The organism is Paracoccus sp. Z118, assembly GCF_019061185.1.
GTDB lineage: Bacteria > Pseudomonadota > Alphaproteobacteria > Rhodobacterales > Rhodobacteraceae > Paracoccus.
Genome location: NZ_JAHQZU010000001.1, coordinates 1 through 24,766, shown reverse-complemented (window position 1 = coordinate 24,766; position 24,766 = coordinate 1). Strand labels below are relative to the sequence as shown.

General features: G+C 67.7%; 27 protein-coding genes, 1 tRNA gene and 2 pseudogenes. 20 read left to right on the top strand and 10 right to left on the bottom strand.

Annotated elements, in window-relative coordinates; genetic code table 11:
* The first annotated feature begins 2 nt into the window (after positions 1-2).
* Positions 3-509, top strand: coding sequence for an RNA pyrophosphohydrolase (locus KTN05_RS00150; RefSeq protein WP_217327353.1), 507 nt, complete (start codon positions 3-5; stop codon positions 507-509).
* 81 nt (positions 510-590) lie between these two features.
* A complete protein-coding gene (locus tag KTN05_RS00145; RefSeq protein ID WP_217327352.1) occupies positions 591-1,322 on the top strand; it encodes a DUF421 domain-containing protein in 732 nt (243 codons plus the stop codon).
* A gap of 3 nt (positions 1,323-1,325) precedes the next feature.
* Here KTN05_RS00145 and KTN05_RS00140 read toward each other — a convergent pair whose 3' ends face one another.
* Positions 1,326-1,793 (bottom strand): YbaK/EbsC family protein, encoded by a 468-nt coding sequence (locus KTN05_RS00140; protein ID WP_217327351.1) that lies wholly within the window; start codon positions 1,791-1,793, stop codon positions 1,326-1,328.
* 48 nt (positions 1,794-1,841) lie between these two features.
* Between KTN05_RS00140 and KTN05_RS00135 the strand changes: the two genes are divergently transcribed.
* Positions 1,842-2,171 (top strand): hypothetical protein, encoded by a 330-nt coding sequence (locus tag KTN05_RS00135; RefSeq protein ID WP_217327350.1) that lies wholly within the window; start codon positions 1,842-1,844, stop codon positions 2,169-2,171.
* 85 nt (positions 2,172-2,256) lie between these two features.
* Positions 2,257-3,507 carry a lytic murein transglycosylase gene (locus KTN05_RS00130; RefSeq protein ID WP_217327349.1) on the top strand — a complete coding sequence of 417 codons (1,251 nt, stop codon included), beginning with the start codon at positions 2,257-2,259 and terminating at the stop codon, positions 3,505-3,507.
* Positions 3,508-3,773: 266 nt separating this feature from the next.
* Here KTN05_RS00130 and KTN05_RS00125 read toward each other — a convergent pair whose 3' ends face one another.
* Positions 3,774-4,025: a GlsB/YeaQ/YmgE family stress response membrane protein gene (locus KTN05_RS00125; RefSeq protein ID WP_217327348.1), complete on the bottom strand. Its 252-nt coding sequence runs from the start codon at positions 4,023-4,025 to the stop codon at positions 3,774-3,776.
* Positions 4,026-4,163: 138 nt separating this feature from the next.
* Positions 4,164-4,988 (bottom strand): 2,3,4,5-tetrahydropyridine-2,6-dicarboxylate N-succinyltransferase, encoded by an 825-nt coding sequence (gene dapD, locus KTN05_RS00120; protein WP_217327347.1) that lies wholly within the window; start codon positions 4,986-4,988, stop codon positions 4,164-4,166.
* A gap of 106 nt (positions 4,989-5,094) precedes the next feature.
* On the opposite strand from dapD, the gene KTN05_RS00115 reads away from it, so the two are divergent.
* Positions 5,095-5,931 carry an LOG family protein gene (locus KTN05_RS00115; protein ID WP_217327346.1) on the top strand — a complete coding sequence of 279 codons (837 nt, stop codon included), beginning with the start codon at positions 5,095-5,097 and terminating at the stop codon, positions 5,929-5,931.
* A 2-nt stretch (positions 5,932-5,933) separates the two neighbouring features.
* Here the strand turns inward: KTN05_RS00115 and rlmH are convergent, their stop codons facing one another.
* From rlmH to KTN05_RS00100, 3 genes are all read right to left on the bottom strand, one after another.
* Positions 5,934-6,407, bottom strand: coding sequence for a 23S rRNA (pseudouridine(1915)-N(3))-methyltransferase RlmH (gene rlmH, locus KTN05_RS00110; protein WP_217327581.1), 474 nt, complete (start codon positions 6,405-6,407; stop codon positions 5,934-5,936).
* Positions 6,408-6,428: 21 nt separating this feature from the next.
* On the bottom strand, positions 6,429-6,863 hold the full coding sequence (gene rsfS / locus KTN05_RS00105; protein WP_217327580.1) for a ribosome silencing factor: 435 nt from the start codon (positions 6,861-6,863) through the stop codon (positions 6,429-6,431).
* A gap of 128 nt (positions 6,864-6,991) precedes the next feature.
* A complete protein-coding gene (locus KTN05_RS00100) occupies positions 6,992-8,374 on the bottom strand; it encodes a mechanosensitive ion channel family protein (RefSeq protein WP_217327345.1) in 1,383 nt (460 codons plus the stop codon).
* Positions 8,375-8,424: 50 nt separating this feature from the next.
* Here KTN05_RS00100 and KTN05_RS18425 point away from each other — a divergent pair, with 50 nt between their 5' ends.
* Together KTN05_RS18425 and leuC are read left to right on the top strand one after the other, a co-directional pair.
* Positions 8,425-8,547, top strand: coding sequence for a hypothetical protein (locus tag KTN05_RS18425; protein WP_256449464.1), 123 nt, complete (start codon positions 8,425-8,427; stop codon positions 8,545-8,547).
* Between the two features lie 60 nt (positions 8,548-8,607).
* A complete protein-coding gene (gene leuC / locus KTN05_RS00095; protein WP_217327579.1) occupies positions 8,608-10,047 on the top strand; it encodes a 3-isopropylmalate dehydratase large subunit in 1,440 nt (479 codons plus the stop codon).
* A 25-nt stretch (positions 10,048-10,072) separates the two neighbouring features.
* Here leuC and KTN05_RS00090 read toward each other — a convergent pair whose 3' ends face one another.
* A complete protein-coding gene (locus KTN05_RS00090) occupies positions 10,073-10,645 on the bottom strand; it encodes a hypothetical protein (RefSeq protein ID WP_217327344.1) in 573 nt (190 codons plus the stop codon).
* Positions 10,646-10,719: 74 nt separating this feature from the next.
* Between KTN05_RS00090 and leuD the strand changes: the two genes are divergently transcribed.
* Positions 10,720-11,325: a 3-isopropylmalate dehydratase small subunit gene (leuD, locus tag KTN05_RS00085; RefSeq protein ID WP_217327343.1), complete on the top strand. Its 606-nt coding sequence runs from the start codon at positions 10,720-10,722 to the stop codon at positions 11,323-11,325.
* Entirely contained in the window at positions 11,316-12,371 is a 1,056-nt protein-coding gene (locus tag KTN05_RS00080) for an endonuclease/exonuclease/phosphatase family protein (RefSeq protein ID WP_217327342.1), read from the top strand. Before leuD ends, KTN05_RS00080 begins: the two co-directional genes overlap by 10 nt.
* A 1-nt stretch (position 12,372) precedes the next feature.
* Here the strand turns inward: KTN05_RS00080 and KTN05_RS00075 are convergent, their stop codons facing one another.
* The gene (locus tag KTN05_RS00075) at positions 12,373-12,771 is read right to left on the bottom strand and encodes a hypothetical protein (protein ID WP_217327341.1); all 399 of its coding nucleotides are present in this window, start codon (positions 12,769-12,771) and stop codon (positions 12,373-12,375) included.
* A 128-nt stretch (positions 12,772-12,899) separates the two neighbouring features.
* Between KTN05_RS00075 and leuB the strand changes: the two genes are divergently transcribed.
* From leuB to KTN05_RS00060, 3 genes are all read left to right on the top strand, one after another.
* Complete coding sequence (leuB, locus tag KTN05_RS00070; RefSeq protein WP_217327340.1) at positions 12,900-14,027, top strand: 3-isopropylmalate dehydrogenase; 1,128 nt, start codon at positions 12,900-12,902, stop codon at positions 14,025-14,027.
* Positions 14,028-14,031: 4 nt separating this feature from the next.
* Complete coding sequence (locus KTN05_RS00065; RefSeq protein WP_217327339.1) at positions 14,032-15,000, top strand: DMT family transporter; 969 nt, start codon at positions 14,032-14,034, stop codon at positions 14,998-15,000.
* Positions 15,001-15,052: 52 nt separating this feature from the next.
* Positions 15,053-15,129: transfer RNA gene (locus tag KTN05_RS00060), tRNA-Pro, on the top strand.
* Positions 15,130-15,459: 330 nt separating this feature from the next.
* On the opposite strand, the gene KTN05_RS00055 is transcribed toward KTN05_RS00060, so the two are convergent.
* Entirely contained in the window at positions 15,460-15,603 is a 144-nt protein-coding gene (locus tag KTN05_RS00055; RefSeq protein WP_217327338.1) for a hypothetical protein, read from the bottom strand.
* A gap of 283 nt (positions 15,604-15,886) precedes the next feature.
* On the opposite strand from KTN05_RS00055, the gene KTN05_RS00050 reads away from it, so the two are divergent.
* From KTN05_RS00050 to KTN05_RS00030, 5 genes are read left to right on the top strand one after another with little or no spacing between them, the layout of a single operon-like run.
* Complete coding sequence (locus KTN05_RS00050) at positions 15,887-17,452, top strand: ABC transporter substrate-binding protein (RefSeq protein ID WP_217327337.1); 1,566 nt, start codon at positions 15,887-15,889, stop codon at positions 17,450-17,452.
* Positions 17,453-17,511: 59 nt separating this feature from the next.
* Positions 17,512-18,480: an ABC transporter permease gene (locus KTN05_RS00045; protein ID WP_217327336.1), complete on the top strand. Its 969-nt coding sequence runs from the start codon at positions 17,512-17,514 to the stop codon at positions 18,478-18,480.
* 13 nt (positions 18,481-18,493) lie between these two features.
* Positions 18,494-19,474, top strand: a complete 981-nt coding sequence (locus tag KTN05_RS00040; protein ID WP_217327335.1) for an ABC transporter permease — start codon at positions 18,494-18,496, stop codon at positions 19,472-19,474.
* A gap of 4 nt (positions 19,475-19,478) precedes the next feature.
* Positions 19,479-20,669: an amidohydrolase family protein gene (locus KTN05_RS00035; protein WP_217327334.1), complete on the top strand. Its 1,191-nt coding sequence runs from the start codon at positions 19,479-19,481 to the stop codon at positions 20,667-20,669.
* On the top strand, positions 20,666-22,198 hold the full coding sequence (locus KTN05_RS00030) for a chlorohydrolase family protein (protein ID WP_371823242.1): 1,533 nt from the start codon (positions 20,666-20,668) through the stop codon (positions 22,196-22,198). The genes KTN05_RS00035 and KTN05_RS00030 overlap by 4 nt, the downstream gene beginning before the upstream one ends.
* Here KTN05_RS00030 and KTN05_RS00025 read toward each other — a convergent pair.
* Complete coding sequence (locus KTN05_RS00025; protein WP_217327332.1) at positions 22,117-22,752, bottom strand: flavin reductase family protein; 636 nt, start codon at positions 22,750-22,752, stop codon at positions 22,117-22,119. The genes KTN05_RS00030 and KTN05_RS00025 overlap by 82 nt on opposite strands.
* 112 nt (positions 22,753-22,864) lie before the next feature.
* On the opposite strand from KTN05_RS00025, the gene KTN05_RS00020 reads away from it, so the two are divergent.
* From KTN05_RS00020 to KTN05_RS00005, 3 genes and pseudogenes are all read left to right on the top strand, one after another.
* A complete protein-coding gene (locus KTN05_RS00020; RefSeq protein WP_217327331.1) occupies positions 22,865-23,572 on the top strand; it encodes a GntR family transcriptional regulator in 708 nt (235 codons plus the stop codon).
* 144 nt (positions 23,573-23,716) lie between these two features.
* Positions 23,717-24,303 (top strand): annotated as a pseudogene (locus KTN05_RS18005) (IS21 family transposase); the annotation flags it as partial.
* A gap of 15 nt (positions 24,304-24,318) precedes the next feature.
* A pseudogene (locus tag KTN05_RS00005) lies at positions 24,319-24,671 on the top strand (IS110 family transposase); the annotation flags it as partial.
* Positions 24,672-24,766: the final 95 nt, after the last annotated feature.

Below are 24,766 nucleotides of genomic sequence, written 5' to 3'. Positions count from 1 at the left end.
GCGTGACCGACAAGGGAGAGGAGGCGACCGGCCCCCTCGGCCTGCCCTATCGACCCTGCGCGGGGGTGGTGCTGGTGAACGATCAGGGGCTGGTCTTCGCCGGCCAGCGCATCGACAACCCCGGCGACGCCTGGCAGATGCCGCAGGGCGGCATCGATCCGGGCGAATCCCCGCGCGAGGCGGCGCTGCGCGAGCTGGGCGAGGAAACCGGCCTGTCCCCCCATCTGGTCGAGGTGGAGGCCGAGACCGAGGGCTGGATCTGCTACGACCTGCCGCCCGAGCTTCTGGGCCGGATGTGGCAGGGCCGCTTCTGCGGCCAGCGGCAGAAATGGGTGCTGATGCGCTTTCATGGCGACGACAGCGATGTGAACCTTGAAACCGAACACGCCGAATTCAGCCGCTGGGCCTGGATGGCCCCGGACGATCTGATCCAGCGCATCGTTCCCTTCAAGCGCGACGTCTATGCCCGGATCTTCGCCGAGTTCGCAGGCCGCCTGACTCCGCGCTGAGGTTCTTGCACGCGCCGGCGGCCTTCGCCATGAAGGCCAGTGCCGCGGGCCGGTTGCCGCCCCGGCCTTCACGGAGCGGCCATGGAAGACCCCGTCATTCCCTTCGATCTTGCGCGGATGTTCTTCGGCGAGCATCCACCCCTGTTCTATCTGGAAATCCTGTTCAGGACGGTCGTGATCTACGGCTACACCCTGACGCTGGTCCGCTGGATCGGCGGGCGCAGCGTGGCGCAGCTTTCCATGATGGACATGCTGCTGGTGATCGCGCTCGGATCGGCCGTGGGCGACGCCACGTTCTACCCGGATGTCCCGCTGTTGCAGGCGATGCTGGCGATCACTGTCATCGTGATGCTCAACAAGGCGCTGGATGCGATCGCGGCGCGGTCCAAGCGCGCCAACCAGGTGATCGACGGACGCCCCATCGCGGTGGTGCGCGACGGCTGCATCAGCATTCCCGGCCGCAAGGCGAGCGATATGTCGATGGAAGAGGTCCGCAGCATGCTGCGCCGGCTGGGCGTCGCCAATCTCGGCCAGGTCGAGATGGCGTTCGTCGAGGAAGGCGGCGGCATGTCGGTGTTCGGCCGCCGCAAACCCGCGCCCGGACTGTCCCTGCTGCCGCCGGACGACATGATGCGGCACGTCACCCTGCGCACCCCCGGCGAAACGGTCGAAGGTCATCTCTGCTGCGCCGAATGCGGCAACCTGCGCCGCTCGGGCGAGGTCAGGCAGGACCAGCCCTGCGACAATTGCGGCAACCGGGGCTGGACCGAGGCGCGGCTGCTGGATACCGGCGAGCTGCCGCAGCTCGACTGACGCTCAGCCGGTGAAATCGGCGGGCGCGGCGCCGCTGACGCGCAGCAGGTCGGCGGGCGCGGCGGAAAAGACGTGGCGCGGCGTCCCTGCCGCCGCCCAGACCACGTCGAAATCGGACAGCCGCGGGTCCCAGAAGGCCGCCACCGGCCGCAGATGGCCGACCGGCGCCACGCCGCCGATGGCAAAGCCGGTCTCGGCCCGGATCAGCCCGGCATCGGCCTTGCCGAGCCTCTGCCCCGCGACAGCCGAGGCCTTGGCGGCATCGACCCGGTTGCCGCCCGCCGTGATGAACAGCACCACATGGCCGCTGTCCTCGCCCCGGAAGATGATCGATTTGGCGATCTGATCGACCGCGCAGCCCACCGACGCGGCGGCGGCCTCGGCGGTGCGGCACTCGCCCGCCTCGATCACGCGGACCGGCAGCCCCGCCGCGATCAAAGCGGCCTCGACCCTTGCCAAGCTGCGGCTCATCCCCCATCCCCCTGCCTTGTGGCGCGGCACCATCGCAGGGGGCGAAGCATGGCACAACAGGTCTATACGCTGCTGGTCCAGGTCGGCCGCAAACCCGGCGACGGCCTTCCGAAGGGCGCGACCGGCGCGGCGCTGATCTGCTATGCCTCGGGCAAGGATCAGGCCGAGGCGGTGCGCGAGACGGTGGCGGTGCTGAAACAGGCCGACCTCGCCCCGCTGGAGGTGCAGGGCTACGGCACACTGGACGAACGGCTGGCCGGCGGCGACGAGATACCGGGCGAGGAACGCGCCCTGATGGCCCGCGCGCTGGAGGAAAACGCCGTGATCGTCGCGCAGATGGAGCCGTTCTTCGACGATCCGACCGGCGATTCGCGCTGAAGGCGAGGTTTGGGTTTTCCCCCCTGCCCGGCTGCGCTAGGCTGACTGAAAAAGAGCAGCTTTCAAGAACGAACGGGCAGTGACAATGAGCTTCTTCCTTTCCCGCCTCGCGGTTTCAGCGGTCCTGATCGCGGCGCTGGGGTCCTGCGGCGTCGCCGTGGCCCCCCCCGGACCTTCGGGCAGCAGCGTGACCCCGGCGGCGATTCCCGCCGCCTCGCCGCAGGACGCGGCGGGCCTGCAACGCTGGGTGCAGAATTTCCGCCCCCGCGCCATCTCGCGCGGCATCTCGCCCGCGACCTTCGACCGCTCGATGGCGCTGGCGCAATACAACCCCGATGTCGTCCGCCTCGACCGCCGTCAGGCCGAGTTCACGCGCCCCGTCTGGTTGTATCTCGACAGCGCCGTCTCGCCCGAGCGTATCCGCACCGGCCGCGAGATGGCCGCGCGCCACGCGGGCGTGCTGAGCCAGATCGAGCGGCGCTACGGCGTCCCGCGCGAGATCGTGCTGGCCGTCTGGGGGATGGAATCGAACTACGGCTCGAACCGGGGGCGGATGCAGGTCATCCCGTCGCTCGCGACGCTCGCCTATGACGGCCGCCGCGCCGAGATGTTCGAGAACCAGCTGGTCGCCGCGCTGCGGATCATCCAGGCGGGCGACACAGACCCGACGCATCTGCTCGGCTCGTGGGCGGGCGCGATGGGGCACACCCAGTTCATGCCGACCTCGTTCCTCGAATACGCGGTGGACTTCACCGGCGACGGGCGGCGCGACATCTGGTCTGACGATCCGACCGACAGCCTCGCCTCGACCGCCGCCTATCTGGCCCGCAACGGCTGGAATCGCGGTCAGGCCTGGGGGACCGAGGTGGTGCTGCCCGCGGGCTTCAGCGACGTGGGCAAGGCGACGCGCCGGTCCACCGCGCAATGGGCGGCGGCGGGCGTGCGCCCGATGCACGGCCGGGCGCTGCCGCAGGGCACCGGCTCGATCATCCGCCCGGCGGGCGCGCGCGGGCCGGCCTTCCTGATCCTCGACAACTTCCGGTCGATCCTGCGCTACAACAACTCGGACAATTACGCGCTCGGCGTGTCCTATCTGGCCGAGGCGATCGCCGGCCGTCCGGGGATCACCGGGTCATGGCCGCGCAGCGACCGCCCGCTGACCCAGAACGAGCGGTTCGAGATCCAGCGCCTGCTGGCCCGCCGCGGCTTCTACAACGACGAGATCGACGGCAAGATCGGCACCGGCACGATGGAGGCGATCTCCGCCTTCCAGCGTTCCATCGGCCAGCCGCCGGATGGCTACGCGACCTCGGTCCTGCTGGGGCAGCTGCGCTGACGGAAACGGGGGCCTCTGGCCCCCTTTCTCGTCGATGGTTGGAATGAGGCGCAAGTTCCGGGCGTTAACCCGCTGGAAACCGTCCTTGCCGTAGAAGTGGGTAAGCACCACTGCACAAGGGCGACGCCATGCCGCTCGACATCCATCGGCAGATGCCGCTCGAACCGCGCATCACTCACCGGGCGAAATGGCCGCTGCCCGCCCGCTCCATGAGAAAAACCCGCGGCGGACCGCGGGTTCTTCCAGTCTTCTGCCTGTATGCGGTCCTAGCGTCTTACCGCTCGGACGATCCAGATCAGGATCACGGCGCCGATCAGGCCGGCGATGCCCTGTCCCAGCCAGCTTCCCGCCTGAAAATTGACGCCGAAGAGGCCGAGCAGGAAGTTGGCGACGACCGCGCCGACGATCCCGAGGATGATGTTCAAGAAGATGCCGGTATCGGCCTTCATGATGCTGCTGGCGATCCAACCCGCCAGACCGCCGACGATGATGGCCGCCAGCCAACCGAGTCCTTCCATGCGATAGTCTCCTGTGCCGAGGGGTTCTCAGCGGGAAACGCGCCAAAAGTGCTATCGGTTCAAAGGCAAAGCAACTTTTGTTGCCCCGGCCGGGCAGTTTCGCCCGGCCGGGGCACAGCAGCAACCGCGCCGTGCGCGTCAGTCGCGCAGCAATTCGTTGATCGAGGTCTTGCTGCGCGTCTGCGCATCCACGCGCTTGACGATCACCGCGCAGTAAAGGTTCACGCCGTTCTTCGACGGCATCGTACCCGACACCACGACCGAGCCCGCCGGCACCTCGCCATAACTGACCGCGCCGGTCTCGCGGTCCACGATCTTGGTGGACTGCCCCAGATAGACCCCCATGCCGAGGACCGAGCCCTCGCGCACGATCACGCCCTCGACCACCTCGGACCGGGCGCCGATGAAGCAGTCGTCCTCGATGATCGTCGGGCCGGCCTGCATCGGCTCCAGCACGCCGCCGATGCCGACGCCGCCGGACAGGTGGACGTTGCGCCCGATCTGCGCGCAGGACCCGACGCTGGCCCAGGTATCCACCATCGTGCCCTCGCCGACATGGGCGCCGACATTGACGAAGCTTGGCATCAGCACCGCGCCTTTGGCGACATAGGCCGAACGGCGGACGATGGCGCCGGGCACCGCGCGGAAACCCGCGGCCCGCCACTGCTCGTCGCCCCAGCCCTTGAACTTGCTGTCCACCTTGTCCCACCACGCGGCGCCCTGCGGCCCGCCGGACATCTGCTCCATGTCGTTCAGGCGGAAGCCCAGCAGCACCGCCTTCTTCGCCCACTGGTTCACATGCCAGCCGCTGCCGCGCTTCTCGGCCACGCGCAGGCTGCCGGAATCGAGCGCGTCGAGCGTCGCCTCGATCGCGTCGCGCACCTCGCCCGTGGTGGCGGGGCTGATGGTGTCGCGGGTATCCCAAGCGGCCTCGATGGCGGATTCAAGCGCGGCGTTCGTCATGGTGGCTCCTGTCGGCAGCGGGTGGAAACTCTTGCCTCAGGGCTATAAGCGGGGCGTCGGGGCCGCGCAACGCCGCAAGGCCGCCGGCCGGGTGCAAGGGGTGACGATGACCGCAGACGACGACCACCGCAACGTGCTGCGCCACAGCGATCAGGATGCCCGGATCGTCGCGCGCGAACCCGATACGCCGCAGACGCGCGCGCCCTCCTACCGGCTGGCCTTCACCGACACCGATTTCCTGCTGCGCGAGGAGCTTCGCCCCGTCCGCCTGCAGCTGGAACTTCTGAAGCCTGAGATGCTGATGAACGAGGCGGGGGTGGAAAGCACCGTCGTCATGTTCGGCGGCGCCCGCATTCCCGCCCCGGAACACGCGGCCGGCGCGGCCACCCCGACGCTCGCCGCGCTCAGCAGCTACTACGCCGAGGCCGAGCGTTTCGCCCGGTTGATGACCGCCCGCAGCATGGGCACGGGCGGGCGCGAATGGGTGATCTGCACCGGCGGCGGTCCCGGCGTGATGGAGGCGGGGAACAAGGGCGCGCAAGAGGCGGGCGGCACGTCCATCGGCCTCGGCATCGTGCTGCCGCACGAGCAGGCGCCGAACCTGTTCGTGACCCCCGCGCTCAGCTTCAATTTCCACTATTTCGCCATCCGCAAGATGCATTTCCTGATGCGCGCGCGGGTCATCACGGTGTTTCCCGGCGGCTTCGGGACGCTGGACGAGATGTTCGAGGCGCTGACCCTGATCCAGACCCAGCGCATGAAGCGGCTGCCGTTCCTGCTGTTCGGCCGCGCGTTCTGGGAGCGGATCATCGACTGGCAGGGCCTCGTGGACGCCGGCACCATCAGCCCCGGCGACCTCGACCTGATCCGCTTCGTGGAAACCGCCGACGAGGCGATCGGGATCATCGACGGCTGGCGCGAGCCGCCCCCGCCCGAGGGCTGAGCCTAGGCGCGGTGATACGGGCTGCCGGCGAGGATCGTGGCGGCCCGGTAGAGCTGCTCGGCCAGCATCACGCGGGCCAGCATGTGCGGCCAGACCATCTGCCCGAAGGACAGCACCAGATCGGCGCGGTCCCGCAGGGCCGGGTCCAGCCCGTCCGCGCCGCCGATCAGCAGCACGGTTTCGGGACGTCCGTCATCGCGCCAGCGGCCAAGCTGCGCGGCAAAATCGGGGGATGAGAGAAGCCGCCCGCGCTCGTCCAGGGCAATGATCGCCGCGCCGTCGGGGATCTGGCGGGCCAGCAGCGCGGCCTCGGCCGGCATGCCGCCGCCGCGACGATCCTCGACCTCCGCCACGCTGGCGGGACCGAGGCCGAGCGCCCGGCCGGTCTGATTGAGCCGGGTCAGGTAGTCGTTGATCAGCCCGGCCTCGGGGGCGCGGGCTGGCAGGCGTCCGACCGCCGCGATGCGGATGCGCATCATGGCCGGACGCCCGAGCGGTTACTGCGCGATGGGCAGCGATGCGTCCTGCGCGGCCCGGTCGGCCCGCAGACTGCCGAGCGCGTCGGCCGGCATCCACATCTTTTCGAGCTGATAGAACTCCCGCACCTCGGGACGGAACACGTGGACGATGACGTCGTCGGTGTCGATCAGCACCCAGTCGCCGGTGTCCTTGCCTTCGATCCGGACATTGCGGCCCAGATCCTGCTTGAGACGCTCGGCCAGCTTGTCGGCGATGGAGCCGACCTGACGCGAGCTGCGGCCCGAGGCGATGACCATGTGGTCAGCCATGGCCGAGCGGCCGCGCAGGTCGATGGTGACGATATCCTCGGCCTTGTCGTCATCGAGCGAGGACAGGATGCGGGCCAGCAACTGATCGCTGGTCGTCGCGGTGGTCGCGGTCGGCGTTGCCGCCGACGGGACGGTGGTGGACAGGGGACTTCCTCCGGTCTGCGCGCCGCAATTCCCCGGCGCCGGGATAAATCCAAGATAGCACGGGAGGGCGGATTTTCAATGAAGCCATTTGTCGATTTCGCCGGATCGGCCTTCGGCCTGCGCCGGTGTCATTCGGTGGGCACCATCCCGGCGCGGATCGAGGCGGCGCGGTCGGCGGGCGTCGGCTCGTCCGCGGCGATGGTGGTGCCGGTGTCCTGCTGGTGCAGGAGGCGCACCTCGCGCTGCGGAAAGGGGATGGTGACGCCGTGCTTGCGGAACCCGTCCCACAGCGACAGGAACACCTGTCCCTTGACGTTGGTCAGCCCCTGCTGGGCGTCGGTGATCCAGAAGCGCAGCAGGTATTCCACGGAACTCTCGCCGAAATCGATGACCCAGCAGACCGGCTTGCGGTCCTCGCAGACGCGGGGAACATGGGCCGCCGCCTCGATGGCGATGCGGCTGACCAGATGCGGATCGTCGTGATACGAGGCGCGGAAATTCAGGTCCAGCCGCACGAATTCGTCGGTATGCGACCAGTTGACGACTTGCCCGGTCACCAGATCCTCGTTCGGGATCAGGTATTCCTTGCCGTCCCGCGTCACCACGCTGACATAGCGCGCCCCCAGCGCGTCGATCCAGCCGAAGGTGTCGCCAAGGCTGATGACGTCGCCGGGTTTGATCGACTTGTCCAGCAGGATGATGATCCCGCTGACGAGGTTCGACACGACCTTCTGCAACCCGAAGCCCAGCCCCAGCCCGATCGCGCCGGAAAAGAACGTGAGCCCGGTCAGGTCCAGCCCCAGCGCCTGAAGCCCGAACACCACCGCCACGGCGAGCAGCGCCACCTGCACGATCTTGGTCGTCAGCACCCGCACCGAGGGCGACAGGTCCGCATTCCGCGCAAGGCTCGCCGCGATCAGCCGCGACAGCACCCGCACCACCGCGATCAGCAGCGCCGCCAGCGCGACCGCCCGCAGCACGTCCAGCAGCGACAGCCGGAACGTGCCGACATCCAGCGCAAGGCTGTCCAGCACCGCCCGCATCGGGTCCAGCAGCCCCATCAGATACAGCGTCGCCCAGATCCACGCGCCCCAGCGCACGATCCGGCGCAGGAACGGGTTGGCGATGATCCGCACGCCGAAGTCGATGGCGACCCAGGCCGTCGCGACCGTCGCCGCCAGCGCGATCAGCTGGCTGCGCGAGGGCCACGTTACCTCTCGCATCACCAGCACCACCGCCCAGGCGAGCGCGGCGAAGATCATGACCCGCAGCTTGCGCCGGACCAGCAGCCCCAGCCGCAGCCGCCACTTGGGCCAGCCCTTGCGGGTGCGCAGCCAGCGGTCCAGCCGCGGCCGGACCAATGCGCGCAGCAGATGGGCCAGCAGGACCAGCGCGAGGATGGCCGCCGCCTGCCACAGCCGGTGCGGCAGCAGCATCAGCTTGAAGAACACCGTGATCTGCGACCACAGCGCCCCGCTGGCATCCGCGATTCCCGGGATCAAGCTTTCCATGGCTGCATCACGACACAGCCGGGGCGATGCGGCAAGCGGCCGCATGACGCTTGAAACAGGGGCGCGGCGAGCCTATAAACACTGGCATGTTCCGGTATTTCGACATTCAGGACCGCGTCCGCCTTCCCGGCCGCTTCTTCGGCGCCAGCCTGACCGTGACCGCACGACTTTGATCGTCCGCGCCGTCGCGCCCACGATCCACCCCTGATTTTCCACAATTGATCGAGTTTGCCATGTCCGGCACGACCCCCGCCAGCAGCGGCCCCCGCACGCTCTACGACAAGATCTTCGACGCCCATGTCGTCGATCGCCAGCCCGACGGCACCGCGCTGCTCTATATCGACCGGCATCTGGTCCATGAAGTGACCAGCCCGCAGGCGTTCGAGGGGCTGCGCATGTCCGGCCGCAAGGTCCACGCGCCCGAGCGGACCATCGCCGTCCCCGACCACAACGTCCCGACCACCGCCGACCGCGTTCAGGGGATCGAGAACCCCGAGGGCCGGTTGCAGGTGGCCGAGCTGGACAAGAACGCCCGCGAGTTCGGGGTGAATTACTACCCGATGAACGACGTGCGCCAGGGCATCGTCCACATCGTCGGCCCGGAACAGGGCTGGACCCTGCCCGGCATGACCGTCGTCTGCGGCGACAGCCACACCGCGACCCATGGCGCGTTCGGCGCGCTGGCGCACGGGATCGGCACGTCGGAGGTGGAGCATGTGCTGGCCACCCAGACGCTGATCCAGAAGAAGTCGAAGAACATGAAGGTCGAGATCACCGGCAAGCTGCGCCCCGGTGTGACTGCCAAGGACATCACCCTGTCGATCATCGGCCATACCGGCACCGCCGGCGGCACCGGCTATGTCATCGAATATTGCGGCGAAGCGATCCGCAGCCTGTCGATGGAAGGCCGCATGACCGTCTGCAACATGGCGATCGAAGGCGGCGCCCGCGCCGGGCTGATCGCCCCGGACGAGACGACCTTCGCCTATGTGAAGGGCCGCCCCCACGCGCCCAAGGGCGAGGCGTGGGAAGCCGCGCTGAACTGGTGGCGGACGCTGCAGTCCGACGAGGGTGCGCACTGGGACAAGGTCGTGACGATCCGGGCCGAGGACATCGCCCCGGTCGTGACCTGGGGCACCAGCCCCGAAGACGTGCTGCCGATCACCGGCCGCGTTCCCGCGCCCGAGGACTTCACCGGCGGCAAGGTCGATGCGGCGCGTCGCAGCCTCGACTACATGGGCCTGACCCCCGGCACCCCGCTGTCCGCCATCGCCATCGACGCGGTGTTCATCGGGTCCTGCACCAACGGCCGGATCGAGGATCTGCGCGCCGCTGCCGAGATCCTGAAGGGCAAGCACCTCGCGCCGAACGTGCGCGGGATGGTCGTGCCCGGCTCGGGTCTGGTGCGGCTTCAGGCCGAGGAGGAGGGTCTGGACCAGATCTTCACCGACGCGGGCTTCGAATGGCGGCTGGCGGGGTGCTCGATGTGCCTCGGCATGAACCCCGACCAGCTCGCACCGGGCGAACGCTGCGCCGCGACCTCGAACCGCAACTTCGAAGGGCGGCAGGGCCGCGGCGGGCGCACGCATCTGATGTCGCCGATCATGGCCGCCGCCGCAGGCGTCGCCGGGCATCTGGTCGATGTCCGCGACGTCATGGCGGAAACGGTCTGACGCCATGCCCCTCGGCGCTGATCGGTCAGACCTGTCCTGCGGCGCGCCTCTGCGGGCGCCGCAGGATGGCGATGGCGTTCAGCGCGATCAGCACGAGGCCTGCGTTCTCGAAGACGTAGTTCACGCTGATCCCGAACAGGCGCTGGTCGATGAGCATGTCCATGCCGTGAAAGCCCACGGCGCGCATCATCACGAAGCCGCCGAGGATCGCCGTGCCCGACAGCGCCAGCCGGTGTTCGCGCAGGCTGCCGCCGAGCGTGTCGCGGCCGATCACCAGCGAGCCGACCACCAGCACCAACAGCGCGGCCAGGAATCCGACCTGCACCGCCCGGCGCGCCTCGTACCAGCCCTGCGCCATCGCGAGGCAGCGCCCCGTGGCGGTCAGCGCGGTCTGCAGGTCGAGCTGCTTGTTCACCGCCAGGAACAGCAGCAGCCCGGCGAGCACGGCCCAGAAGCCCCCGCCGCTGCCCGGCGGCATCCTGCGCCACACGGCGACGGCCAGCCCCGTGCAGATCAGATAGGCGGCGACCGTCAGCCAGCCGGTCGGCTCGGGATCGCCGATCCCCGGTGTCCAGCGTTCCGCGACGCAGCCGATCATGACATCCCCCTCGTCAACCTTGCAGCCGCCGCGCGCTTCCGGCCGGGCGGCACCTTGCGACCCGAAAGGACCACATGGACAAGTTCACCACTCTGACCGGTATCGCCGCGCCCATGCCGCTGGTCAACATCGACACCGACATGATCATCCCCAAGCAGTTCCTGAAGACGATCCACCGCTCGGGGCTGGGCAAAAGCCTGTTCGACGAGATGCGCTACAACGCCGACGGCTCGGAAAAGCCCGATTTCGTGCTGAACAAGCCGGCGTATCGCGAGGCGCAGATCATCGTCGCGGGCGACAACTTCGGCTGCGGCTCGTCACGCGAGCACGCGCCTTGGGCGCTGAAGGATTTCGGCATCCGGGCCGTCATCTCGACCAGCTTCGCGGACATCTTCTACAACAACTGCTTCCAGAACGGCATCCTGCCGGTGGTGTTGCCGCAAGAGGCGGTGGACGCGCTGATGAAGGATGCGGAAAACGGTGCCAATGCGCGGCTGACCGTCGATCTGGAAAATCAGGTCGTCGTCGGCGCGGACGGGACGGAATATCCGTTCCAGATCGACGCGCATCGCCGCCACAACCTGCTGAACGGGTTGGACGACATCGGCCTGACGCTTGAGAAGGCGCCGTCGATCGGCAGCTACGAACAGCGGATCGCGCAGTCGCAACCGTGGGTCTGACCCGCGCGGCGGCTCTTTTCCTGCTGCTGGCGGCGCCCTTCGGGGCGAGCGCCGAGACGCTGCGGGTCGCCACATGGTCGCCTGACCTGACCCGCAAGGGACCGGGGCTGCTGCTGCGCGACATCCGGTCCGGCAAGGACGAACAGATCGCGGCGGCGGTGCAGATCGTCGCGGCGGCGGATGCCGACGTGCTGCTGCTGACCGGCTTCGACTGGGATCACCACGGCGCGGCGCTGACCGCCTTCGCCGGCCTGCTGGAGGAGGCGGGCGCCCCCTATCCTCACCGCTTCGCCGCCCAGCCCAACAGCGGCATGGCCACCGGTCTCGATCTCGACGGCAACGGGCGGACGGGCACGGCGGACGACGCGCAGGGCTTCGGCTTCTTCACCGGCGAGGGCGGGATGGCGGTGCTGTCGCGCCTGCCGTTGGGAGAGGTGACGGACCATTCCGCCTTCCTGTGGCGCGACCTGCCGCGGAACCTGATGCCTTCGGTGCCCGAGGAGATCGCGGCGGCGCAGCGCCTGTCCTCGACCGCGCATTGGGACGTGCCGGTGACGGTCGGCGGAACGGTGCTGCATTTGCTGGCCTTCTCGGCCACGCCGCCGGTCTTCGACGACCCGGAGACGGACCGCAACGGCCGCCGCAACCATGACGAGATCGCCTTCTGGGCGCATCACCTGCCCGATGCGCCGTTCGTGATCCTCGGCGATTTCAACCTCGATGCCATCGATGGGGACGGCCGGCGCGAGGCGTTCGACCTGCTTCTGCCGCATGTGCAGGACCCCGAGCCCGCGAGCGAAGGCGGACGCCTCGCGCCGCAGGACGGGGCCAATTCGACCCAGAACGGGCGGCCGGCGCTCGACACCGCGCAATGGCCGAGCGCGGACGGACCCGGCAACCTGCGGGTGGATTACGTGCTGCCCGCGCGCAGCCTGACGACGACCGACGCGGGCGTCCTGTGGCCCGCGCCGGGCGAGCCGCTGGCGGATGTTGCGGGGGCGGCGTCCCGCCACCGGCTGGTCTGGGTCGATCTGGCCCTTCCCTGACCTATTGCGACTGCGCAATGGGCGTCGTGCCGCCGCCCATCCCCACCAGCCGGTCGATCAGCGGCCCGGCGGTCGGGCCGATCCGGTCGCAGGCGCCGGGATCGTCCAGCAGCTTGAAGGCGGGGGCGAAATAGGTGCGGTCATAGCTCTGCGCGTCCAGCCCCAGCCGCGCCGCAAGCCGGTCGCCGGTGCCGGTGATCAGCGTCCATTCGCCGTTGCCGATCGCATGATCCGGGCAGTTCGAGGTGATCACGTTGACCTGCGCCAGCTGCGCAATCAGCTCCTTCGCCTCGGCCTCTGGCATCGCCGACACGTCCGGCAGCTGCACCGCCATGCCCCCGTCGGCAAAAGCCGCGCTGGCCAGCCCCGCCATCAGCGCCGCTGCAATGATCGTCTTCATGGGTCGCCCCCTTGTCCGTGCGCCCATATCAGGCCCCACTCGGCCCCGGACCGCAAGCCAACTCGGCGTGAGCTTGACCCGGCTTTGCCTCGCGTCTAGGCGAGGAGCGACAGCAAAAAGGGGCCCATATGAGCGACCAGTTTTCCCTTCTCATCCTGCCGGGCGACGGCATCGGGACCGAGGTGATGGCCGAGGTCCGCAAGGTCATCGGCTGGTTCGGCGACAAGCGCGGCCTGAGCTTTTCCATCGATGAGGATCTGGTCGGCGGCTGCGCCTATGACGCGCATGGCACGCCCCTGACCGACGCGACGATGGCCAAGGCGCAGGCGGCCGACGCGGTGCTGCTGGGTGCCGTGGGCGGGCCCGCCTACGACAATCTGGACTTCAGCGTGAAGCCCGAACGCGGCCTGCTGCGGCTGCGCAAGGAGATGGACCTGTTCGCCAACCTGCGCCCGGCGCAATGTTTCGACGCGCTGGCCGATTTTTCTTCGCTCAAGCGCGAGGTGGTGGCGGGGCTCGACATCCTGATCGTGCGCGAGCTGACCTCGGGCGTCTATTTCGGCGAGCCGCGCGGCATCCATGCCGACGACAACAACCCGGACAACGAGGGCGGCCGCGTCGGCGTGAACACCCAGCGCTACACCAGCGGGGAAATCCGGCGCGTGGCGCGGGCGGCGTTCGAGCTGGCGAAGAAGCGCGGCAATCGCGTCTGCTCGATGGAAAAGGCGAACGTGATGGAATCCGGCATCCTCTGGCGCGAGGAGGTCCAGTGGGTGCACGACAATGAATACCCCGAGGTCGAGCTGACCCACATGTATGCCGATAACGGCGCGATGCAGCTGGTCCGCCGCCCGTCGCAATTCGACGTGATCGTGACCGACAACCTGTTCGGCGACATCCTGTCGGACGCGGCGGCGATGCTGACCGGAAGCCTCGGGATGCTGCCCTCGGCCAGCCTCGGCGCACCGGCGGCGAACGGGCGACCCAAGGCGCTGTATGAGCCCGTCCACGGTTCCGCCCCGGACATCGCGGGTCAAGGCAAGGCCAACCCCATCGCCTGCATCCTCAGCTTCGCGATGGCGCTGCGCTATTCCTTCGACAAGGGCGCAGATGCCGACCTGCTGGAGCGGGCGGTGGAAAAGGTGCTGGCCGACGGCGCGCGCACCGCCGACCTGATGGGGCCGGAAGGCGGCACCCCCGTCAGCACCTCGGAGATGGGCGACCGCATCCTTCAGGCGCTGGACGCGCTGGCCTGAGACCATGGCCGGCGCGAATCTTCGCGGCGCCACGCTTGGTCTGGCCGGCATGGCGCTTTATGCCGGCCATGACGCCATCCTGAAGCTTCTGGGGGCGGGCTACTCGCCCTTCCAGATCCTGTTCTTCGCCGCGGTGCTGTCCTTCCCCCCCGCGACGGTCCTGCTGCTGGCGCGGCGCGACATCGGCTCGCTGCGCCCGCGCCACCCCGGCTGGGTGGCGCTGCGCAGCGGCTGCATCTGCCTCAACGCCATCGCCTGCACCACCGCCTTCGGGCTGCTGCCGCTGGCGCAGGTCTATGCCATCCTGTTCACCATGCCGCTGATCATCACGGTGCTGTCGATCCCGATGCTGGGCGAGCGGGTAGGTCCGCATCGCTGGGGCGCGGTGATCGCCGGGCTGGTCGGGGTGCTGATCGTCCTGCGGCCGGGCAGCGGCGCGCTGTCCCTTGGCCACGCCGCCGCGCTGACGGCCGCGTTCGGCGGGGCGCTGGCGGCGCTGATCGCCCGCCGGATCGGCGGCCAGGAACAGGCGATCGTGCTAGTCCTCTGGCCCATCGTCCTGAACGTGGCCGTCACCGCCATCGCCCTGCCCTTCGTCTATCGGCCCATGCCGGTCGGAGATCTGGGCCTGACCGCCGCCGTCGCCGTCCTCGCGCTCAGCGCCAGCGCGCTGAGCGTCCTCGCCTATCGGACGGGAGAGGCCGCCGTCGTCGCGCCGATGCAATACAGCCAGATCGGCTGGGCGGTTCTCTGGGGCTGGCTGCTGTTCGCGGAACTGCCGGGCCGCGCGACGCTGCTGGGTCTTTCGGTCATCGTCGGCTCGGGCATCTACATCCTCTGGCGCGAAGCGCGGGGCGCCAGCCGCTCCAGCCCCGTCACCGCCTCGGACGCGGCGGGCGACGCGCTGGTCTCGCCCCGCGCGACCTTCGGCCCGCGCCTGTTCGCCCCGCGCATATTTTCCCGCCGCCCCTGACCGCCGGCCCTTGCATTCCGCCGCGCCCCGCGCTACCTGCCCCACCTACGGTCGGAGCGTAGCGCAGCCTGGTAGCGCACCTGCTTCGGGAGCAGGGGGTCGGAGGTTCGAATCCTCTCGCTCCGACCAATAGAAATTATAGCTTATTTCCAATAAGATAATTTCCGTCGGCGGTCACGACCGGAACACCTCTTCGGCCCGGTTTCCCGGTCCATGTGGTCCCAGCCACTCGCTTCTCATCGGCCATTTCAACCGCCGACGAATCGGACAACCGCGAGTCAGCGGCTTCTCCGACTGGCTCTGCAGTGACCACGTCGGTCTCACGGCACAAGTTCGACGCCCACATAGCAGAGATCTCCAATACACCGTAGCCGGAACCGGGTCGGCGGTCACATTTCCCCCTCGCCCTATCTGATCCCGTGCGATCCGCTCGAGATCCAGCTGTTGACCGGAAGCCTCTCATCTCTCTGCACACTGGGAGGCGCGCAGGGCGAGCTTCGTCGTCAGCAGCGTGTCGCTGCTGCCTTTCAGAACAGCGTTGCAGGCGACCTGCAGAAGAAGGGCAAACAGCACCACGCTGAAGGCACCCGCTGACCACTCCACGCCTCCTTGTGTCTGCCGAGCGCGATCCCGGCATCGCACTGCATTTACTGTATGCAAATAATGTCTACAATTTCGTTGACACGTTGACGCCATTGGTCAAGGCTCGTCCTGTCTGGTCAGGGGAGAGGATCATGCAACAAGACCGAAAGGCGAGTGTGCGCGCTGACAACAAGCCGCGCAGCTGGCTGACCCTGATGGCCGAGTAGGGCCGCCCTCCGCCAGGTTTTCTGGCCTCCAAGGCGGCGCCGAGATCGTAGGGGGCCCTTCACAGGGAGCACTAAGGATGAGACTCATCAAGGGACTTCTAGCCGGTGTGACGGCGGTGGCCGTGCTGGCAACGCCCGTCTGGGCGGAGAACATGATCCGCTGGGGCGGGAAGCGCGACATCTACTCGCTCGACCCTTATTCCTACGGCGACAGCTACACCATCGCCTTCCTCAACCATGTCTACGAAGGGCTGGTGCGCTACAACGACAAGCTGGAGATCGAGCCGGCGTTGGCAACCGAATGGGAGGTCGTGTCGGACGCAGTCTGGCGCTTCAAGCTGCGGGAGGGGGTCAAATTCCACGACGGAGCCGAGTTCACGGCCGACGACGTTCTTGCCTCGCTGCGCCGGGTCAGCCACGAAACCTCACCGCTTCGCGGGAACCTGCCCGCCTACAAGTCCGCGACGAAGATCGACGATCATACGGTCGAGATCGAGCTGACCGGCCCATATCCCCTGCTGCTGAACGACCTGACCAACATCCACATCTTCGACGAAGGCTGGCTGACAGCCAACAATTCGGAACTGCCCACCGATGTCAGCGCCCAGGTTGAGGGCTTCGCCACCTTCAACACCAACGGCACCGGGCCCTTCCGTCTGGAAAGCCGGGTGCCCGACAGTAAGACTGTGCTGCTGAAGAACGACGGCTGGTGGGACACGCCCCTCCACAACCTGGACCGGATCGAGTTCACCCCCGTCACCTCGGCCGCCACCCGCGTCGCAGCCCTGCTTTCTGGCGAAATTGACTTCACCGAGGAAGCGCCCGTTCAGGATGTGGCGCGCCTCTCCGCGGCACCCGGTGTCACTGTGCTGGAACGGACGGACCTCCGGACGCTGATGGTGGGCTTCAACCGCAGGGACCAGTTGGCCGACGGGCGTGACAACCCTTTCAACGATCTGCGGGTCCGCCAGGCCTTCGAACTGGCGATCGACAAGGATTTGCTCCAGAAGCGCGTGATGCGCGGCAAGTCCCGCAACGCGGGCACGGTCGTCTCGCCCGAGATTCCGGGCTATGACGCAGCCTTGGATGAGTTCCCGGCCGCCGACGCCGCCCGCGCGAACGCCCTGCTGGCAGAGGCCGGGCACGAGGGTCTGCCCTTCACGTTGATCTGCACCACCGATGCCTATGTCAGCGAGGAGGACATCTGCAACGCCATGGTGTCGATGCTGACCCGGGCGGGTTTCAAGCCCACGCTCGACATCGGGCCGACCGCAGTGCAGACGCCCAAGCGATCCAGCGGCAAGGCTGACGTCTACCTGATCGCCTGGGCCAACGAGCCGATGCTGGACAGCTATTCCATCCTCGTCCAGATGATGCAGTCCAAGACCGGAACCGCAGGCGTCTTCAATTGGGGCGGCTGGTCTTATCCCGAGTTGGACACGCTGATCGTCCAGGCTTCGACCGAGATGGACCGGGACAAACGTCTGGCGCTGCAGACGCAGGCGCTGAAAATGGTCAAGGACGACATGATCATGCTTCCGCTGCACCAGCAGCCGATCGCCTGGGCGATGTCGGACAAGGTCGAAAGCGTGGTCCAACTGGCCGATAACAAGGTCCGCCACTGGATGACCCGGATGAAATGATCACGGTCGGCGGGGCCGCTGCGGCCCCGTCCCTCCCCTTCTTCCGACGAGGCAGGAACATGCTGGTCTTCATACTCAGACGCTTGTTCAACGCCGCCTTCGTGATGCTGGCGGTAGCGTTTCTGGCCTTTGCCATCTTCCGGGTGGCCGGCGATCCCGTCGAGATGATGGCCAACGAACAGATGACCCAGGCCGACCGCGACGCCCTGCGCGAACGGATGGGGCTGAACGACCCGATGCTGGTCCAGTATGGTCGCTTCGTTGCCAATGCCGCGAGCGGCGATTTCGGCATGTCCTGGCGCAACGGGCAGGAGGTGCTGGGCCTGATCGGCGAGCGCTTCCCCGCCACAATGGAACTGGTGCTGGTAGCGACCTTCCTGTCGCTCGCGATCGGGCTTCCGCTCGGGGTTCTGACCGCGATCGGGCGCGGGCGATGGTATGCCGAGGCGCTGCAACTGGTGTCTATCATCGGCGTCTCCTTGCCCAGCTTCGTGGTCGGCATCCTCCTGATCCTGGTCTTTTCAGTGACGCTGGGAATCGCGCCAGCCTTCGGCCGCGGCGAGGTGGTGGATTGGGGCTGGTGGTCTACGGGCTTTCTGACCCACTCAGGCAGGGCAGCACTGCTGCTTCCTTCGATTGCCCTGGCGCTCTACCAGATCACGCTGGTCATGCGGTTGGTGCGGGCCGAGATGCTCGAAGTGATGCGATCCGATTTCGTCAAGTTCGCCCGGGCCCGCGGTGTGCCGCGTCACCGCATCTGGTTCCTCCACGCGCTGCGCAACTGCCTGATGCCAGTCATCACCATGACGGCGATGAACGTGGGCTCGCTGATCGCCTTCGCGCTGATCACCGAGACTGTGTTCCAGTGGCCGGGGATGGGGCTGCTGTTCATACAGGCGGTCACCTTTCTCGACTTCCCGGTGATGTCGGCCTATCTCGTCATCATCTCCTTCATCTTCGTCGCACTGAATACGGCGGTGGACATCGCCTACGCCGTGATCGACCCGCGGCTGCGCGAAACGAAATAAGGGAGCCGCCTTCATGACCGATCCCGCGACCCAGCCGCAGGTAAACCTGCCCGCCGACGCCATCCTGCCCTCGGACGGACCGGACGGTCGGATCGCGCGCTGGCGCAAGAGCGACCTGTGGTATTCCTTCACCCGCAACCCCTCGGCGATCTTGGGAACCCTCGTGCTGCTGCTTCTGGTGCTGGCTGCCTTCGCGGCGCCGCTTTACGTGCCCCAGAATCCCTATGACCCTGGCCAACTCGACCTTCTGAACGCCGAGATCCCGCCGATCTGGCACTCCGACGGGATGTGGCCATTCCTGCTGGGCACGGACACGCAGGGGCGAGACATGCTGTCAGCCATCTTGTATGGCTCGCGCATCTCGATCGTGATCGGCTTTGCGTCAGTCGCGCTGTCACTGGCGATCGGGCTGATGTTCGGGCTGTTCGCGGGGTATTTTGGCGGCTTCACCGACACGGTCCTGATGCGACTGGGCGATATCCTGCTGTCGATCCCGACCATCCTGGTCGCAATCCTTGTCAGTGCCGTCGCGCGTCAGGCGCTGCCGGCCAACCTGCGGGAGATCGGCGCAGCGGGCGTGCTCGTGCTGGCGATCACGTTGGCAGCATGGGTGCAATATGCCCGCACCGTCCGCGCCCAGACCGCCGTCGAACGCAAGCGCGAATACATCGCCACCGCCCGGCTGCTGAAGGTCCCGGCAAGGCGGGTGATGTTCCATCACATTCTGCCGAACACTCTGACCCCGGTCTTCGTCGCCGCCACCCTGAACTTCGGCATGGCGATCCTGACGGAGGCTACGCTGTCCTTTCTGGGCATCGGGATGCCGCCCAGCCAGCCCAGCCTGGGCACGCTGATCCGGCTGGGCAACGACTTCCTGTTTTCTGGCATCTGGTGGGTCGTGGTGTTCCCCGTGATCCAGCTGTCGCTGCTGGTGGTGTCGGTCAACCTGGTCGGCGACTGGCTGCGCGACGCCCTGAACCCCAAGCTGAGGTAAGACGATGGACCTGCTGATCCGCAACATTCGCCCGATGGGCGACGCGCCCACTGATCTTCTGGTGCGCGGCGGACTGATTGCCGAGATCGCGCCCGCCATCGACGCACCCGGCGTTCCGGTCGAGGACGGCGGCGGCCATCTGGCGATCCCCGGCCTGATCGACGCTCATACGCATCTGGACAAGACCACCTGGGGCATGGACTGGCATGTCAACGAGAACCGGGCCTCGCTGAAGGAACGCATTGATTTCGAGCGCGAGCAGCGCGCCCGGATTGGCATCGACCCACATCGCCAGTCGTTGCGCCATGCGTTGGGGCTGGTAGCCCATGGTGCGACCCATATCCGCAGCCATGTCGACATTGACACGGAGCACGGCCTGACGCTTCTGGAAGGTGTGGCTCGCACGCGCGAGGCGCTGGCAGGGGTCATCGATATCGAGATCGTCGCCTTCCCCCAGTCCGGCATCATGGCCCGCCCCGGCACCGCCGAGTTGCTAGACCAAGCGCTGGCAAACGGGGCCGATGTCGTCGGCGGTATCGACCCCTGCGGGATGGAGCGCGACCCCAAGGGGGCCTTGGACGTGGTCTTCGGGCTGGCGGAAAGGCACGGCAAGCCCGTGGACATCCACCTCCACGAACTGGGCGAACTGGGCGCCTTCAGCCTCGAATTGATCTTTGAACGGACCCGCGCGCTGGGAATGCAGGGCCGGGTGGCGGTCAGCCATGCCTTCTGCCTGGGCGCGCCCGACTGGCAGCGCACAGCGGCGCTAATCGACGAGATCGCGGACCTGGACATTGCCATACTGACGACCGGTGCGCCCTCGGCTCCGGTGCCTTCACTCGCGCGGTTGCGCGACGCCGGCGTGCGCGTCGGCGCCGGCTGCGACGGCATCCGTGACACTTGGGGACCATGGGGCAAGCCCGACATGCTGCACCGGGCCGAGGTGATCGGGATGAAGAACGGCTTCCGGCGGGACGTCGATCTGGAGCACGCGCTGCATGTCTGTTCTGTCGGCGGAGCCGAGGTGATGGGCTTTGCCCACGCGATCGAGGTGGGCAACCCTGCCGACCTGACACTGCTGCAGGGCCGGACGCTGGCCCATGCGGTGGCCGGGGGCGCGCCGCGCCCGTTGGTCGTCAAGGCCGGCCGCGTCACCGGGCGGCTGGGCGAGCTGGCCGGGCAGGTGATGCCGTGACCGCGCCCACTCGCCCCGCCGAACCGCCCGCAGCCGGACGAGTGTTGTCCGCGCTGCCTCTGGGCGGGTGCCCCGACGGTCGGACCCTTTTGACCGCTCGTTGGGTATTGGGCCATGGTGAAGGCGAGCACCGCCTGATCCCAGACGGCGAGGTGGTGATCGAGGGCGGCCGCATCCTGTTCGTCGGCCGCCGCTTCGACGGCGAGGTCGCGAGGCGCCTCGACTTCGGGCTGGCGCTGATCTCTCCCGGCCTGATCGACCTTGATGCGCTGTCCGACCTGGACACGACCGTGCTCGCCATCGACCATCAGCCGGGTTGGGCGAAGGGCCGGGTCTGGCCGCAAAGCTATGTCGAACGCGGCCCCTACGAGATGTATACTCCGGACGAACTGGCGTTCCAGAAACGCTTCGCTTTCGCCCAGCTCCTGCTGAACGGGATTACCACCGCAGCGCCGATCGCCAGCCTGTTCTATCGCGAATGGGGCGAGACGGTGGCCGAGTTCGAGGCCGCCGCCGACGCGGCAGGCGAGATGGGGCTGCGGGTCTACCTTGGCCCGGCCTACCGCTCGGGCGGGATGGTGCTGGAGGGGCCTGGGCGCATGGTCCCCGTCTTCGACGAAGCGCGGGGGCTTGCGGGCCTCGACGCCGCGATCAGCTACATCCGCAACCATGACGGCCGCCACAGCGGGCTGGTCCGCGGCCTTTTGGCGCCCGACCGCGTGGAAACCTGCACCGCCGAGCTCTTGCGCCGCACGGACGCCGCCAGCCGCGAGTTGGGCTGCCCAATTCGGCTGCACATGGCACAGGGCCGGATGGAGCTGGACACCGTGCGCACCCTGCACGGCACTACCGCCCCCGAATGGCTGGCGAGCCTGGGACTGCTTTCGCCGCGCCTGATCGCACCGCACGCGATCTTGGCGACGGATGCCGACCTGCGGCTTTACGCCGAGCATGGCGTCCATGTCGTCCATTGCCCGCTGGTCTCGGGACGCGGGGGGTCGATGCTGCGGTCCTTCGGGGGGCTGCGGGCCATGGGCATCAACATCGCCATGGGCACCGACACTGCGCCCCCCGACATGCTCCTGAACCTGCTGACCGCGCTGATCACGGGCCGGATCGCAGGCGGGCCAAACTCGGTCCGCTCGGCCGACATGTGGGATGCCGCGACACTCGGCGGCGCGCGGGCGCTGGGGCGCGATGACTTGGGGCGGCTGATCCCCGGCGCCCCCGCCGACATCGCGGTCTACCTGAGGCGCCCGTCGCTTGGCGGCGACGTGCAGCAGGCACTGAATGTCCCCGCGTTATCGATGGGCCGTTTCTATACTGGCTGGAGTGCCGATAGGGTTGGTGGCCATTATACGCGTGCCGGGCGAGGCAACGGCGACAGCCGCTGCGCGCGCCGTTTCCGTCATGCCCGGCGTCGAGTTCGGGTTGATCAGGTGCAGGATCATAGCTTGGCCTCGCGCACAGCGACGATGGATGCGATGTCGGGGGCCTTCAGCTCGATCTGCCGGTCGGCGACGACGTAGTTGTCGGCGTGCAGGCGCGCGATCGGATGATAGCACTCGGGGTTCACGTAGCGCCCGGCCGCGTCCAGGCAGTCGGGGCGGACATGCATCATCACGACCTGCCCCAGCACGATCACCCGTCGGTCATAGTCGATCAACCGCTCCACCAGGCATTCCATGGCGCAGGGCGCCTCGGCGATGCGGGGCGCGCGCACCAAGCGGCCCGGCAACGGCGTCAGCCCCGCGGTCCGGATCTCGTCCACGTCGCGGTCGAACGGCAGCCCGCAGATCAGCATGCCCGGTGCTAGTGCGAGGTCCACCATGTTGACCACGAATTCGCCGGTTTCCCGGATGTTGAGCACCGTGTCCTTGACGGCGCCGTCCGGCCGGGTCTGAATTCCCAGAATGACGATCGGAGGCTCATGCGAGAACACGTTGAAGAAGCTCATGGGGGCAGCATTCTGACCGCCTTCCGGCCCCGCCGAGGACACCAGCGCTACAGGCCGCGGACCCACGAAGTTCGACAGCAGCCGATAACGCTCCTGCGCCTCAAGAGCAGTAAAGTCGAACTCCATCTCACCCCCCGGGGTCGATAGTGAAGGTGCTGCGGCACCGTCGAAGTGGCGCCGCAGCGGTTGATTTCGCCTACGGTATTGTCTACAAGTTTGTAGTCAAGGATGATCTGTCATGAATGATGCCAGTCTGACCCCGGCGCACGGCGCCACTGACAAGCCGCCTACGTCCTCCGAGATCGGCGAGCGGATCTGGCTGGCCATCGCCGAACGGCGGCTGCGCCCCGGCACCCGCCTGAAGGAGGAGCAGCTGGCCGAGATCTTCGGCGTCAGCCGCGCCCGCATCCGCCAGGCGCTTGCCGGGCTGGCAAGCGAGGGGCTGGTCCAGCTGCTGCCTAACCGGGGCAGTGTGGTCGCCGCCCCCACCGTCGAAGAGGCGGGCGACGTGTTCTTCACCCGAAAGCTGGTCGAGGAGCGCATCATCGAGCGACTGACCCCGCGCATCACACCCCGCCAGATCGCCGAGCTGCGCAAGCATGTCGCCCGTGAGCGGGCCGCGGCAGAGGCCGATGCAGTGTCGGACGTGATTCGCCTGTCGGGCGGCTTCCACATGTCCTTGGCCGAACTGCTGGGGTCCGAGTTCCTGATCTCGACCCTGCGGGACCTGATCTCGCGCTGTTCGCTGATCACCGCCGTCTATCGCGACAGCGCGCATTACAACTGCGGGCCAGACGAGCATTCCGAGATCATCGACTGCCTCGCCGCCGGCGACGCGGGCGCGGCCATGCGGGTCATGCGGACGCATCTGGACCACATCACGACCAGCCTTGACCTGGACGTGGAGCGGCAGATCGAGTCCGACCTGAAGCGGGTGCTCGGCTAGCCGAACATGCAGCGGGACGCCTATCCCATCGAAGGCAAGAGGTTTCATCGCCGACGACGAGCATGCGCGGGAGTTCAACGTTCCGCACGTTAACCTCGCTTTATTCTTCCTTGGACAAGGCACCTCCATCACGCAGGAAGCCGCGCGCCTTACCGGCCGCGCACGAAGGGCAAGGACCAGCGCGGCGTCGGCTACGTGAAGGGCAACGCGATCGCCGGACGTGCCTTCGACAGCTTCATGGCTCTGGAGGCGCATCTGGTGCAATGGACTCGCGAGATCGCCGACCGGCGGGTCCACAGCATGACCGGCGAGGCGCCGATGCTGCGCTTTGCCCGTGACGAAGCCGGGACACTGAAGCCGTTGCAGGGTCGTGGTCCTTTCCTGGCCCTGCGCGAACTGAGCCGGCGCGTCGGGCCTGACTGCGCGGTGGAGATGGACACCAACGCCTACTCGGTGCCTTGACGGCTGATCGGCGAGCCGGTGCGCGTGCTGGTCGCGGCCGAGACGGTTCGCATCACCCATGCGGGCGTCGAGGTGGCCTGCCACCCCGCAGCGCCGGCCGGCGGGGGCGCATTGTCGATCCGGTCCACTTCGCCGGGGTTGCCGGTGCCGCCGGCCGGACGATCCAGACGATCACGGAGACGGTCGGCGGGGAGAGGGATGTGGACGCGCCGATCCCGATCCCGACGCTGCTGCGACCCCTGGCCGAGTATGAAGCGGCCGCGGAGGGGCTTGGTGATGGGCGCGGCGGCGCGCACTTCTGGGGCCGGCAAATCGGTAAGTTGGGCCATGGTTGCGGTTGATCCCGCCCGCATACGTCAAACCCTCCATGAAGCGGCAGAAGAACTATGCTTCCTATGCCAAAGCCATCTGCGAGGCGGCTTTGCGCCCGACGATGCGTTTCGTGCCCGTGAAGAGCGAAGAGACGCAGGAAGCGGGGCTGGTCTTCCGCGGGCGCGAGCTTCTGATCCGGCAGCGGACACAGGCGATCGATGCCCTGCGCGGGCATCTGGGCGAGTACGGGCAGATCGGGCCCCAAGGTGCGGCTAACACAGCGCGGCTGATTGCCATCGTCGAGGATACGGACAGCGGCCTGCCAGGGTCATGCCCCTTGGCGTGGTGTAGGAGCGCCGGCCCTCGGAGAGGTCCGAGCTTGATCAGATTGCTACAGCGGGCAGCCTGATGCCGGGATTG